This window comes from Roseofilum reptotaenium CS-1145, assembly GCF_028330985.1.
GTDB classification, from domain to species: Bacteria; Cyanobacteriota; Cyanobacteriia; order Cyanobacteriales; family Desertifilaceae; genus Roseofilum; species Roseofilum reptotaenium.
Genome location: NZ_JAQMUE010000079.1, coordinates 183,106 through 195,460, shown reverse-complemented (window position 1 = coordinate 195,460; position 12,355 = coordinate 183,106). Strand labels below are relative to the sequence as shown.

The 12,355-nt window shown below is 45.4% G+C and carries 12 protein-coding genes; 8 read left to right on the top strand and 4 right to left on the bottom strand.

The window, feature by feature from the left end; translation table 11 throughout:
• Positions 1–8 precede the first annotated feature (8 nt).
• A complete protein-coding gene (locus PN466_RS15790) occupies positions 9–602 on the top strand; it encodes a hypothetical protein (RefSeq protein WP_271940781.1) in 594 nt (197 codons plus the stop codon).
• A gap of 21 nt (positions 603–623) precedes the next feature.
• On the opposite strand, the gene PN466_RS15785 is transcribed toward PN466_RS15790, so the two are convergent.
• The gene (locus PN466_RS15785; RefSeq protein WP_271940777.1) at positions 624–1,088 is read right to left on the bottom strand and encodes a nucleoside 2-deoxyribosyltransferase; all 465 of its coding nucleotides are present in this window, start codon (positions 1,086–1,088) and stop codon (positions 624–626) included.
• Positions 1,089–1,385: 297 nt separating this feature from the next.
• Here PN466_RS15785 and PN466_RS15780 point away from each other — a divergent pair, with 297 nt between their 5' ends.
• The 3 genes from PN466_RS15780 (at position 1,386) to PN466_RS15770 (ending at position 6,211) form a co-directional block, all read left to right on the top strand.
• Positions 1,386–2,795, top strand: a complete 1,410-nt coding sequence (locus PN466_RS15780) for a reverse transcriptase family protein (RefSeq protein WP_271940774.1) — start codon at positions 1,386–1,388, stop codon at positions 2,793–2,795.
• Positions 2,796–3,734: 939 nt separating this feature from the next.
• The gene (locus tag PN466_RS15775) at positions 3,735–5,030 is read left to right on the top strand and encodes an ATP-binding protein (RefSeq protein WP_271940771.1); all 1,296 of its coding nucleotides are present in this window, start codon (positions 3,735–3,737) and stop codon (positions 5,028–5,030) included.
• A 146-nt stretch (positions 5,031–5,176) separates the two neighbouring features.
• On the top strand, positions 5,177–6,211 hold the full coding sequence (locus PN466_RS15770) for a YdcF family protein (protein WP_271940769.1): 1,035 nt from the start codon (positions 5,177–5,179) through the stop codon (positions 6,209–6,211).
• A gap of 102 nt (positions 6,212–6,313) precedes the next feature.
• Here PN466_RS15770 and PN466_RS15765 read toward each other — a convergent pair whose 3' ends face one another.
• The 3 genes from PN466_RS15765 to dapF are packed head-to-tail and all read right to left on the bottom strand — an operon-like array spanning position 6,314 to position 9,574.
• A complete protein-coding gene (locus PN466_RS15765) occupies positions 6,314–7,510 on the bottom strand; it encodes a pentapeptide repeat-containing protein (RefSeq protein WP_271940767.1) in 1,197 nt (398 codons plus the stop codon).
• Positions 7,511–7,567: 57 nt separating this feature from the next.
• Positions 7,568–8,725: a hypothetical protein gene (locus PN466_RS15760; protein WP_271940764.1), complete on the bottom strand. Its 1,158-nt coding sequence runs from the start codon at positions 8,723–8,725 to the stop codon at positions 7,568–7,570.
• Between the two features lie 12 nt (positions 8,726–8,737).
• Positions 8,738–9,574 (bottom strand): diaminopimelate epimerase, encoded by an 837-nt coding sequence (gene dapF / locus PN466_RS15755; RefSeq protein WP_271940761.1) that lies wholly within the window; start codon positions 9,572–9,574, stop codon positions 8,738–8,740.
• Between the two features lie 166 nt (positions 9,575–9,740).
• On the opposite strand from dapF, the gene PN466_RS15750 reads away from it, so the two are divergent.
• From PN466_RS15750 to PN466_RS15735, 4 genes are all read left to right on the top strand, one after another.
• A complete protein-coding gene (locus PN466_RS15750) occupies positions 9,741–9,953 on the top strand; it encodes an Hfq-related RNA-binding protein (RefSeq protein WP_271940758.1) in 213 nt (70 codons plus the stop codon).
• A 44-nt stretch (positions 9,954–9,997) separates the two neighbouring features.
• On the top strand, positions 9,998–10,855 hold the full coding sequence (locus tag PN466_RS15745; protein ID WP_271940755.1) for a M23 family metallopeptidase: 858 nt from the start codon (positions 9,998–10,000) through the stop codon (positions 10,853–10,855).
• A 142-nt stretch (positions 10,856–10,997) separates the two neighbouring features.
• Positions 10,998–11,540, top strand: coding sequence for a late competence development ComFB family protein (locus PN466_RS15740; RefSeq protein ID WP_271940753.1), 543 nt, complete (start codon positions 10,998–11,000; stop codon positions 11,538–11,540).
• Positions 11,541–11,662: 122 nt separating this feature from the next.
• The gene (locus PN466_RS15735) at positions 11,663–12,319 is read left to right on the top strand and encodes a sigma-70 family RNA polymerase sigma factor (protein ID WP_271940750.1); all 657 of its coding nucleotides are present in this window, start codon (positions 11,663–11,665) and stop codon (positions 12,317–12,319) included.
• Positions 12,320–12,355: the final 36 nt, after the last annotated feature.

The following is a 12,355-nucleotide window of genomic DNA, read 5'->3' as shown; positions in this document are numbered from 1 at the left end:
ATAAGACGATGCCAATTAAAAAATCCCATTATGAAGCCCTATTAGCAGAATACAGTAATCTCAAGTCGGCGATCGCCTTGTTGCGCCAGTATCGCCCCTATGTAGAATTTCTGCCGAGTCTCCGACGACCAGAAGAGAGCTTAATTTCTATCCCCTTTCCTATTGTGGATTTAAAACCGAGAGAAATCATCTCTCAAGGGATTCATCAGCCTCCAATTGGATTAACACGGCTCCCCTGCGATCTGGGTTTCTTAATGTGCGATCCAGAGTGGAAAATTAAGACTGGGGTGGAAATTTTTGTCTTTATTCATCGGCCAGGTGAAGATTTTTCCGATCTCTTGGGACGATGGCGACAAACTCAAGTTTGGTTAGATGGGGATTATCAGTGGGTTATGCCTCTGAATTCTTCTCATATTATTAGTGAAGGTGCGGACAAGATTTTGCCTATTTTTCTCCTATTTCTAGAAACACCTGAACGAATTAAACGGGGGTTGAAAGGTGCTGGACTCCCGTTTTTAGTCCAGAATCCTTCCCTTTTACTTGAAGAAGATTCAATCGAACTTCAACTGGAGAATTTAGATGCACAATCTTATGATATTTAAGCTCGGACTTGTTAAGCTGAATTATTCGATAATTTTGAGCAAAATAGGGACATAATCTTCTCCTGGAAAGATTACAGTAATGTTAGGAGGTATTTTACTGGGTAGATTCCGTTGAGCGAGGAGTAAATGATTGCAACTTTGAAGTAGCATTAAATTAAGTCCCCAGTCATCTCCAGTTCCCCTAAAATCTGTCCGTAAACCTACAATGGGTAATTTCTTAGCGTAGGCGAATCCAACTTCAAAGCAAGTCCCAGAATCTGCGTCTGCACCATCTAAAATAACTAAGACTAGATGGGAATGATTCAGTCCATATAAACAGCGCTTAAATATCTCTTCAGTTTGAGTCAAGTCTTTGGCTTCTTCTTGAGGTAAGAAGACAGCATGTCCTGCTGATTTTAATCGTTGGGCTAATTTAGCGTTAAAGTCTTGCTCTGCTTCTGTAAATAATGGGGCAGCAATGTAAATCCAAGAGGGTCGATCAAGCATGAATGTGAAAAAATATTTAGTTAGGGTAGTTTATCATTGATTCAGGGAATTGGATATCAGTCTCTGCTACTTTTCAAAGTCCTATCAAGTAGGACGTTTAACCCGATTTAAAAGAACAGTCGAGACTTGAAAACTGCATAGTCATTGAGTAGATAATGCCTTGATGATGGGTTTGACTGGGGATGAAAATGAGGCTAGCATTGAATTGATTTTTTTATATCTTTGAGAATAGATTACAACATTTTATCCTCTTTTTTTCGAGATTAAGCGAACTTTCAACACTTCTAGCTCATCACCATGTCCGATCAACCCCGTACCCGCCAAGAACTCTACGATCGCATTCGCAAAATGGGTCGTGAAGCCTTCATCCTTGAAGAAATGATTCGCTATGGATTTTGGCCCGAACAGGGAGAACTCCCCCAAGATCCAGCCGATGAAATTCGCCGTCGTTCAGAACTGTATCGGCAACTGACTGAGCTACGACAAAAAAACCGTCAACTGCAAGATGAACAAGCCATCCGTCGGCAGTTGCGAAAACAACGGTTAGCAGAATCTCGCCGGAAACGGGAAGAAACGAAACAAAGACGGGAAGAGGAAAGACAAGCAAGGGCACAAGCTTGGCAAGAGCGTCAACAACAGGAGATTGTTTATTTAGGGGAAGAGGTTTCTGGGGGTTTAGGAGAGCAGCAGAGCAACCCCTCAGAACTCGATCGCCATGGACTACCTCAACTAGCAACAGCCGCCGATATTGCCCAAGAAATGGGGATTACATTGGGCGAGCTAAGGTTTTTTGCCTTTGACCGGAAAACGGCGACTGTATCCCATTATATCCGCTTCAAAATGCCTAAAAAGACGGGGGGTGAACGATTGATTTCTGTGCCCATGCCTCGATTAAAACGGGCGCAATACTGGATTTTGAGTCAGATTTTAGAGAAGATTCCGGTTCATGAGGCGGCCCATGGCTTTTGCCGCGATCGCTCCATCATTACGAATGCCAGCCACCATGTGGGAGCAGAAGTGGTGATTAATTTAGACCTTAAAGACTTTTTCCCCTCTATTTCCTATCGCCGGGTGAAAGGTTTATTTCGCTCCTTGGGCTATTCGGAAGCTGTGGCAACTATTTTGGCTCTAATCTGTACCGCCCCAGATGTGGAAGAAGTGAGCTTAGATGGCCAAACTTATTATATTGCCCTCAATCAACGGCATCTTCCCCAAGGATCTCCAGCGAGTCCTGCTATTTCTAATCTCATTTGTCGTCGTTTAGATAAACGCTTAACCCAGATGGCGGATGAACTGGGCTTTACCTATACCCGCTATGCCGACGATCTGACCTTTTCGGCTTCTGGTGATGTCCTCAGAAATATCTGTAGAATTTTGCGCCGTACAGAATCACTTATTAATTACGAAAGTTTTACCCTCCATCCTGAGAAAACGCGGATTTTGCGCCGTAAATCTTGCCAACTGGATGTTACGGGAATTGTGGTCAACGAAGGGTTAAATATAGACCGCAAAACCCTCAAGAAATTTCGCGCTACCCTACACCAAATTGAAACTCAGGGGTTAGAAGGTAAACATTGGGGACATTCTAGGAATGTGTTGGCTTCAATTCAAGGATTTGCCAATTTTGTGGCCATGGTGAATCCAGAGAAGGGCGCTCAATTTCAAGAGCAAGTGGGTCGCATTCGTCAAAAGTATGGACGAAATTGACGCTCATCCAGCTAACGCGGAGCGTATAGCTGGAGATTTCCCATTCACAGACACTTGACTAGCTCAAGGGGTGACAAAGCAGCTCCCAGATCGCTATAGCAACCTTTTTTGATAGCATTTTGCTCAAAACGTCAACTGAAATGAAAGGTCGCCATCACATAAGCATAACATTAGCTTATCCCTCTTCTGTCAAACTGGGAAAACATTTGTCTTGAGTGAATTCTAGAACTCTTGCAGTATCGGCGATCGCGACAATTTTTCCTAACAGAAGCTCAAAAATCCAGTCAGATCAGTACATCTCTCTCTCCATAGGGGATACAGCGATCGCGATTTCCGAAAGTGACAGAAGGGGGATAATCTAACTGTCCTAACCAACTCTTTCTCTGCTATATTTATGGCAGAGAAAGAGTTGGTTAAAAGTGAGTATCTCAGAAACTGTGGGGAACTTCAAAAGCGCTTAAGCAAGTCAAAAAAAGCCAGTGAAAAGGAAGGGTGACAAATGCTATATTGGCTAAAAACAGGTAAATTATCGACACGAAAAGAACTGAATAAAAGGCTATACAGAAATGAAGCAACAATTCTCGTCGGTTTAAAAAAAGTATAGAAAGGGTGGAACAAGGGAACTATTAGAAGTCAAAAAAGTATCAGGAAAAGAAAGAAAAAGCAAATCAGCCTTAAAAGTCAAGCTGAGACGGCAGAACTGTAAAGACCTGAAAAGCCTACAGAAAAGTCTTTCACAAGTCCTTGAGGACTTCGATAAGGTAAAGATCACCTCGATTACTGGATGGGACTACTTGGTTGATGCCTTATTAAGCTACGCTTAATAGAGAAATGGTATCAGTGAAAGCAGGCTATTATATAGCCACAGAAAATATCTGAGCCGATCGCCCCAACGATCCGGATACAATGTAAATTTGCATCCGATCGCCAAATGCTGATATGACCACCCTAAACCCTTCAGCGCAACAAAAAATTGCCTCACTCCAACATCAAGCGGTTTCCCTACTTCTCTATCAAAATGTACTTCATAATGAAGTCGGGCAAGCCTTTCTGAGCCTCTTAGACCAACTCAATCAACCCGAACCCAATGCCCTGGAGTGTCTCAAGGCATACGGTCATTGGTTTAGAACCCTAGCGCATGTGCAAAAAAGTTGGTCAGATTATCTGCTGGCGCAAATTGTCCGAGACCATAACCCCTTTACGAGCCAAGTGCAACACCTCGCCTTAGCTAAAATTCCCAGTCCTCTGATCGCTGCAGCAAGACAGGATTTACAGACACTACAAACTCTCTGTCAAGGAGAACCTCCAGTGCTGGAACAGATCGGGTTGTGGGTGCAATGGGTAGCCGATCTGCCAGAACCTCCAGTTTCCTGGATCATGGACTCTTCTGCTCACCCTCTGCTGGGAAAAACTCAAAACTGGCCGGATGCCCTGCCGGAATTCATCCGTTATTATCAAAACCATGGAACTGGAATCTTCGGTGAATATCGAGCCTTGCGCTGGCAGTCGGGAGAATTAAAAGGTATCTCTTATCCCGATCGCATTCAACTCAAGGAATTAGTGGGATACGAAGAACAAAAACAAGCCCTCTTACAAAACACCAAAGCCTTACTTGCTGGTTCTCCGGCGCTTCATGTCCTCTTATATGGCAGTCGCGGCAGTGGCAAATCGTCTTTAATTAAAGGATTACTGCATCAGTATGATAGCTTACGCTTAATTGAAGTAGCCAAGTCCGACCTGAAAGACTTACCCGACATTGTCGAACGGCTGCGGAATCTGCCGCAAAAGTTTATTATCTTTGTTGACGATCTCTCCTTTGAAGAAGATGATGATGCCTTTAAGTCTCTAAAAGTTGTCTTAGAAGGCAATTTAACCGCCAGACCCGATAACGTCATTGTTTATGCCACCTCCAACCGTCGTCACTTAATTCGGGAATTTTTTGGAGATCGCCCCCGTCCTCAAGATGCCGAAGAGATTCACTATTGGGATACAGTACAAGAAAAGCTATCGTTTAGCGATCGCTTCGGCTTAACCCTCACCTTTGAACCTGCCGATCAAAGAACCTACCTGCATATGGTGAAACACTTAGCTGCCCTCAATCAAGTTTCTCTCACGGGTGCAGAATTAGAATACCAAGCCTTACAATGGGCAACCCGCCATAATGGGCGCTCTGGCAGAACCGCACGGCAGTTTATTGACTTTATTAAATCCCAAGGCAATAGCACGAGCAATTAGATCGCCAATAATAACGTTGCTTGATTTTCTTGGCCTCCGTTACCGTCAAAAAAGCCAACAAAAACGGCCCCTTGTCCGGACAGCAGCGAATAGGAGATAGTGATAGGCAGTTCATTCACCAGTCATCAACCCAGACAGGCCACAGTATGCTCTTTTCTCTACTTACTCGGCTTTTGCTGTGGCTGCTGATTGCAGTCATTGCTTACGCGATTCTCCTGCAATGGATTCCCAAGAAATATTATACCTGGTTGGGGGGAATCCTGATTTTTACCCTGATTATCCTTACCTTCTTCAATCCCAGTGCGGTAGTGGTGGCCGACATTTGGAGGTTGTGTGTCTTTCCCCTCACGCCCCTAGGACTCTCTATTACCCTAGTTTTATCGGGGATGTTGCATTTCAAAGGTAACGAAATTGCCAAACCCGGAAAAACACTGCTCTGGTCTGGGTTCGCTATTTTGGTCCTCTTTAGCCTGCCCTTGGTTGCCTATACCTTGGCGTATCAGGCAGAATCAGAATCTGTCAGAAGTACGCAACAACGCTATCTGAACTGTCAAGCCGCTTGTCCAGTTCCCCTGATGGAACAAGCCCGAATTATTGTTCTCTTGGGTCAAGATACAACCCAAGCCGTGACAACCGAAAAGTATCGCCATGTGCAATTGAGCGATCGCGGTAACCTGATTTTTCATACTCTAGAAATATTTTGGGCCTCCGTTTCCCAAAATCAAGACCCACAAATCATTGTCACCGGACGCTCTAGAGTAGAGAGTCTTACACTTACCGAAAATACGAATGAAGCCCAAGATATTGTCAACTTACTCCAGCGTTTTGGAGTCCATAATTCTAATCTCCAACCCATTTCTCAAGGAGATAATATCTATCGTGCTGCCCTACAAGTGAGCAAAATTCTCGAAGTTCAAGGATTACAAGGAACCCCGGTTATTCTAGTCACCTCTGCCTTACAAATGCATCGCGCAGAGCTAACCTTTGCCGAGTTAGAAATCAAAGTAATTCCCAGCCCTACAGACTTCATTACTATTCAAAATGCCCCGATGTGGAAAAAAATCACCTTAGCCGATATTATTCCCAGTTCCCAAGCCCTCACTTTAAGTACGAAAGTCACCAATGAATACTTGGCTCTGATCTACTACTTTTTACGGGGATGGCTCTCCCCCTTTATCTAAATGGAACTTCTCTCCTCTGGAGGAGTACAGCTTGAAGCATTAGACCCTAAACAATACAGGCTATTCCCTATTCCCTATTCCCTAGCGCTTTGCGCTAATCCCCTATTCTGTCTCGTCGTGTTCAAAAATAGCTCCTCTTTGCAACAGGGAATCGTGCATCGCTTCTGTTAATCCTGGATTATCCTTAAATCGGGTATCGTGAACCTTGGCTTGATCGAGGATAATATTAGTCAGATCGGATAGCACAATACCTGCACCAGTTAAGTCAGCTCCAGTAAAGTTTGCACCTGTTAACTGGGTATCGCTGAGGTTAGCATTACTGAGATTAGCCTCAGTAAAGTCAGCGCCGCTTAAGTTAGCTCCACTGAGGTTTGCGAGAGCTAAACTGGCGCGGTGGAAGTTTGCCCCTTCTAAATGAGCATCACTAAGATAAGCGCCACTTAAGTCTGCACCACCAAAGTTGGCATTTTGGAGATTGGCACTACTCAAATCGACATCACAGAGTTCTGCTCCGCGCAGATAGACGCGGCAAAGATTAGCTTCGCTCAAGTCCAAACCGTTTAGGTTAGTGCCTAAGAGTTTGGCTCCGGCTAAGTCTTGAGCGAGGTTTAAGCCAGCAATTTCGGCAAGTTCTTGGAAGTTGTCGGTGTTGGCGGTGGTAATTTGGGTAATGAGAGCTAACGCAGTTGCTCCGTCAAAGCTAGGTTGATGGCTCGGTGGCATCTCCACTGCCCCTTGAGATTGCCAGAGGGTACGACTGATGTAGGGTTGCAGTTGTGATTCTAGTAGTATGAGGGCCAATTTTTGTTCGGCGATCGCCACTTGATTCGGCGTTACTTGATGGAGCCATAACCCTTCTGCCCCCATAATTTGAAGATCCGTAGCCTTCAGAGAAAACGTAGCTTCCAGCACTCCCTGACTAGAAGTGAATTGAATGCGCCCCCACTTACATCGAGCGATCGAACCGGCTAATATCTGTCCTGATTTCAGTGGAGTTAACGTCCAGATGGGATTTTCGGGGGTTCCAGAGGCGATCGCCTGCGCTCCAATACCGCTCAAATCTGGCTCCTGCACCGCTTCTGAACACCAAATCCCTTCTTTCAATCTCAGCGCTAATTCACCCCCCGTCAAGCCAAATTTCAGTTGGCCATTTCCCAAAGGTTCCCATCGATCGCCGCAGGTTATACTCAAATACAAATCATACTCTTGTCCCTCTCCCGTAGACTCAGAAAGGGACACAACAGACCACTCTATACATAGAACTTCTGGATATCGATTCTCAGTCAACGGTTGGGACATAAAGCTTGCTCTTACTCATTCAACCTGTCATTGTCTCACGCTTTGCTCCTCAATTTACTATTCCCTATTTCCCATCACCTTACTCAGCACTGCCTCCAATACATCGATCACCCGATTTAAGGCAGACTCATCTTGTAAACTAGATAAGACAAAACTGGTTAACCTCGGTTCCACAGGATCAACCGGGAGAGATAGCCCAATTGAACTAAACTGATTTCTTAAATAATTCCATTCCTTCTTTTTATCAAAAGGGGGTAGGATAGCATAGCTTCTAGACGACACCTGAAGCACCCCATCAATACTAATACTAAAAAACTCACTCATCTGAGCATTGGGAGCATTCGATGGACACACCCAAACCGAAAATCCACCATAGGTATCTCCCATGCCCCATTTAATTCGCAGGGGCTTATCTTGGATTACCCAATCATACAACCGGCGTACAATTTGCGCCTCTTCCTGACTCTGTCGGGCCCCATATTCATAGAAAAATGATGTTTGATCCCAACGCCTGCGCTCTAGCGCCGTACTGGACTTTTTCTGCTGGGATTCGGCTGTTTTACCAATCACGCGGGGAACCAAGGTTTTTAAACCCGTTTCACTCACATATTGCTTCACTTCTAAGGCTAAAATTTCCAAGGGTTCCATTTGGGGATTAAGAAACTCAATCATCACCCGAAACTCTGGAGAAACTTCATCCGAGACAAAAATCAATCTGACTTTGCCAGCTTGTAGATGGGTTTTGACTTTCTGCCAGAATTTTTCTTCATCCACATCGGTTCCTAAGAAAGATTCAAACACCTGTTCTGGATCTCGCCCTTGCTCGCGACAATTGAGTTCAAATTGGGCAATGACCGATTCTACGGGCCAGTGTAAAGGCAGTTGGGCAGCATACTCTAACATTTTGCCCATCATTTCCCGGCGCGATCGCTTGCTATCCTCTTTCTGAATGGCAACCAAAGTAGGAATACCATCTTGATCCACAAATAGGTGATCTAAAGACCAGCTATTATCATCTTCCTCGTCTAGGGTGGAGGTGATTTCACGAGTAATCCCTAACCACCATCTAGGGGTAGATCGATCGATCTGATCGCCTGCTAAAAGATTAGGATATTTTTCAATTAACTCTTGCAGGCGCTCTTCTGAATCATAGGATTGTTCCATCATCTCTACTAAATGATCCTCATCCTGAATCAGATAAATTCCCCCACCCATGAATTGTCCTCTTTAGATTACAACTTGGCCAGTAAACACCGATTGAGCCGGCCCGGTCATGTATAGTCTATCGTTTACAGCCCACTCAATGTCGAGATCGCCGCCTGGCAATTCTACTGTCGTGCGGCGATCGCACTTCTTAGAGAGTACTCCAGCAACCACCGTTGCACAAGCCCCTGTTCCACAAGCTAAGGTGATCCCAGCACCTCGCTCCCAAACGCGCATTTTCACCCGGTTGGAGGCTAGAACCTGTACAAATTCCGTATTAATCCGTTCTGGGAAAACTGGATGATGTTCAAATTGGGGGCCAATTTTCTCTAAGGCAATTTTCTCCACATCCTCCACAAACGTCACGCAATGGGGATTTCCCATACTCACACAGGTCACTAACCAGGATTGTCCCGCCACTTCCAATGCCTGATCTACCACCGGATCGCTCCCCGATCCCAAGGTAGTCGGAATCTGTGCCCCTCCTAACCGAGGAATGCCCATATCCACCGTTATCTGACCCTGTGACCCCAGTTTAGGAACCATTACCCCGGCTAAAGTAGAAATCTGATATTCCTGCTTTCCAGACCCATCTAGCTGGGCTACAAACTGGGCAAAACAGCGAATCCCATTGCCACACATCTGGGGTTCCGAACCATCGGAATTAAAAATCCGCATGGTGTAATCCGTCCCCTCCTGTCCAGGAAGAGCAAAAATCACTCCATCAGCTCCAATGCCAAAATGGCGATCGCACAATTCAACCGCTTGCTCTGGTGTAATCAAAGGTTCCTGAGTTCCCCGATTATCCAGCAAAATAAAATCATTCCCCAATCCCTGATACTTCGTAAATTTGAGTTCCATAACCTTACCCTACTCAATGTTCATTATGGTAATTGGTAATGGGCAACAAGGGATCTTCTCCATCTCCGTGTCTCCCTACTCCCCCTCTCCCATTTTCAGACATCCCTTGTTAAACTTTGTTCGGGAGGCCATGATTCCCAATTAAACCTTCATTTTCCCTCTAACTATGTCCGAGTTCGATACGAGTTTACCCAGTGTTCGCAACATCCAGAACTTCATCCAAGAAAAAAATGAAGTTGAACTCAAATTAGTCACCGACGATCTAATTGTAGGCAAGATTGTTTGGCAAGATGTCAACTGTATCTGCTTGATGGATCACTATGAACAACCCACTATCGTCTGGCGACAAGCAATTGTTTTTATAAAACCTAAACCCTAAGTCCTTATCCTTACACTTGAGTTCCCTAAACCCCCGATCGCTCGATGAACATCTTCACCCGATATCAATCCACCCTGCTTACCCTAGTCTCTTGGGCAGCCCTCAGCCAGCCCCTCCAAGCTTTACAGGTTCGGGTTAATCCCCAATCTGCCCAACTTGGAGATACCATTTCTGTACAAATTCAGGTTACCAGCCCAGACTCCCCCACCGTACAGATGGGAAATACAACTTACCCCGTATTTCCCTTAAGTTCCAATCGATATCGGGCCTTAATTCCATCGAGTCCCTTAGATAATCCTGGGACTTGGTCGATTCAGGTTCGAGGAGATGGAAAAACCGAAACCGTTAGAGTAGGAATGGGCAATCGCACCTTTCCTACCCAAAGCATTTGGTTATCCGAAAGCGATGCTGCTCTTGAAGGAACTGACCACGAATTTGACAGCGTAGATGCATTCAAGAGCCTGGTTACTCCCCAAAAATTCTGGAACGGACCCTTTTTGCGCCCCAGTTCAGGGTATGTTTCCACGGTCTTTGGCGTTCAACGCTACTATAACGGCGAATTTGCTGACAATTACTACCATCGGGGCGTTGATTATGCCGCAGCTACCGGTTCTCCGGTCATTGCCCCTGCTGCGGGCATCATTTCCCTCGTGGGTAGAGAAGTCGATGGGTTTGAAATCCATGGAAACACCATTGGACTCGATCATGGCCAGGGAATCTTGAGCATTTTTATCCATCTCCACACCATTAACGTGCAGGAAGGACAAAGGGTGGAAGCGGGTCAAGTCATTGGTACAGTAGGATCTACCGGGGCTTCAACTGGCCCTCACCTACACTGGGGACTCTATGTAAATGGTGTGGCTGTCGATCCTGTGCCTTGGCGCTATGAAGGCATTGAATAAATCCATTAATCTTCAGAGGTTAGAATATTTCACAAGATTAAAGGGATCCGGATCGTAGAAATTCTTGGGGCAAACTGGGGGAAGATGGATGAAAAGTGTATCGTTAATGGTGAGCAAGGAAACTGTGGAGTAGATCAGCCTTATGAGTATCCAAGAGATTGTGGAACAGGCCCTCAAGGATGGCTATTTAACCCCAGCCATGGAAGCTGAGGTGGGGAATATTTGTGATAATGCCTCAGAGCTATCCATTGAGGAATACATGGCTTTAGACCGGTTAATGGGATGTTTATTGACTGGTGAAGTTGTGGCGGTTCCCCGGAAGCAATTCATTAATGTGATGGAAGAATTAGTGCTAACCGAGTCCATGACTTGTGTAGCGGCGATCGAAGAAAAAGAAGGAATTAAACTAGATTTGGGAGATGTGGCGGCCTATGCTCTCAACCGCCTACCTCCTCTATATGCTACGACCGAAGAAGGGGCCCGCTATCAACGGGATCGAGCGAAACAAGAGCTAATGGGTTTAATTAAGCAACAAGTTGGTGCGGCTATTTCTAAGAACCAAGAAAAACCTCAAGAACCCGAACGGCAAGCCCTGGGTAAAACGGATAACGTTCTTTCTCAGGTCAGCCATTTGTTACAAAATTATGCACAGACTTACGAGAAAAAGCCTCAACCTTTGGAGTAATCTGTGCTTTAATCCTAGGGATAATGCCCTGTTTCAGGTAAACTAGGGAGAGATTGAACGGGAACTTAGAGCAAAACCTCACGTCATGTCTAGACTGGAGTGTTTAAGCACTAATTCTGTCCATGAGTCAATCTGTTTCTTTATCCTGGTCAACGGTTGGGGCAGGAGTTCCTCAAGCACCTGTGCAGCCCGAAAAACTCTCAAACACTGATCTTATTGTGCGCTGTCAGGCCGGTCTTCGCCCTGATAAATTGGCATTTGCTGAATTGGTCAGGCGATATCAATCCCATGTCAATCGGATGCTCTATCACTTGGCTCCAGATTGGCAAGACCGGGCAGATTTAGGTCAGGAAGTCTGGATTCGGGTCTATCGTAATGTGAAGCGTCTGAACGATCCGGCTAAGTTTCGCGGATGGTTAAGTCGGATTACGACCAATTTGTTTTATGATGAACTCCGCAAGCGTAAACGGGTAAGACCCCCAATTTCTTTAGATGCCCCACGCCGGTTTGATGATGAGGAGATCAGTTGGGAGCTTCCGGCTGACGATCCAGGCCCAGAAGAGAGTCTAACCACAACCGAGTTTTACGAACAATTGCAACAGGCGATCGCCGATTTGCCAGAAACGTTCCGCACAACGATTATCCTGCGGGAAATCGAAGGGATGGCCTATGAAGAAATTGCTGACATTACCGGTGTGTCTCTAGGAACGGTAAAATCTCGGATTGCTAGGGCGCGTCAACGCTTACAAGTCCAACTTCAGAAGTATCTCAATAGCTAAGAAGAAAAACTGACCCGTTCAGACTTTGTGTTGAGA